The following is a 1162-nucleotide window of genomic DNA, read 5'->3' as shown; positions in this document are numbered from 1 at the left end:
GTTGCCGGGCGAGCTTGGCCTCCTCCAACGCCCAGTACTCGATGCGGAACTTCTCCCGCTCGTCGATCGGCGCGTAGGTCGAGATCGTCTCGGCGCCGCGCATCACGTTGATCGCGTTGACGTAGAACTCGCCCGCCACTCGCGCGGTCTGCTTGTCCTTGCCGAACGAGAACATGCCCACGCCGGGGACCAGCACGATCGCCGGGTCGGCGCCGCGCATCGCGGGCGAGGCGGGCTCGGCGTGGCGGTCGTAGTAGGCGGCGTACTCGGCGCGGTAGTTCGTGTGCAACTCGCACAGCCGGGTGATCACCGCGTCCAGCGGCGCGTTCGGTGGCAGGTCCAGGACCAGCGGGCGGACCTTGGTGCGAAGGAAATGGTCCGGGCACGAGGTCCCGAGTTCGGCGAGCCGCGGGTGTTCGACGCGCGAGAGGAAGTCCAACACCGTTGCGGAGTCGGTGAAGTGGCCCGGCTGCGGCCGGTCGGTGGACGCCAGGCCGCGGATCACCGGTGCCAACTCGGCCGCGCGCGCCCGACGTTCGTCCTCGGGCAGGGCCTCCCACCCGCGGATCGGCGCGCCGAACGGGTGCTCGTCCGGGTCGAAGCGGGCCGCAATGAACTTCTCGGCCGCGCGGATGATGTACAGCGAGTTGCGCTCGCACTCGGCGCTCGTGTCGCCCCACGCGGTGATCCCGTGACCGCCGAGCACGCACCCGATGGCGCGCGGATGGGCGCTCTTGAGCGCCGCGATGTCGAGACCGAGCCGGAACCCGGGCCGGCGCCACGGGACCCAGACCACCGCGTCGCCGAAGCACTCGGCGGTGAGCCTCTCGCCGTCGGCCGCGGTGGCGAGTGCGATCCCCGAGTCCGGGTGCAGGTGGTCGACGTGCGCCGCGTCGAGCAGGCCGTGCATCGCGGTGTCGATCGAGGGGGCCGCGCCGCCCTTGCCGTGCGCGCAGAAGTCGAACGCGGCGACCATCTCGTCCTCGCGCTCGTCGCCGGGATAGACGTCCGCGAGGGCGCGCAGGCGGTCCAGCCGCAGGACGGCGAGCCCGCTCTCGGTCAGCGTGCCCAGGTCGCCGCCGGAGCCCTTGACCCACATCAGGTCGACATCGGCACCGGTGACGGGGTCGGTCGCGACGCCCTTGGCCGAGGTGTTGCCTCC

Annotated in this window: 1 protein-coding gene; it reads right to left on the bottom strand. The window is 72.0% G+C overall.

Features of this window, described 5'->3' with window-relative positions; genetic code table 11:
- A partial coding sequence (rhaD, locus tag GT354_RS07415) for a bifunctional rhamnulose-1-phosphate aldolase/short-chain dehydrogenase (RefSeq protein ID WP_161355453.1) occupies positions 1–1162 on the bottom strand: 1162 nt, incomplete at both ends.

Source organism: Streptomyces sp. SID3343, assembly GCF_009865215.1.
GTDB lineage: Bacteria > Actinomycetota > Actinomycetes > Streptomycetales > Streptomycetaceae > Embleya.
Note: the sequence above shows the minus strand (reverse complement) of the source record. Positions and strands in the feature narration are given on the sequence as shown.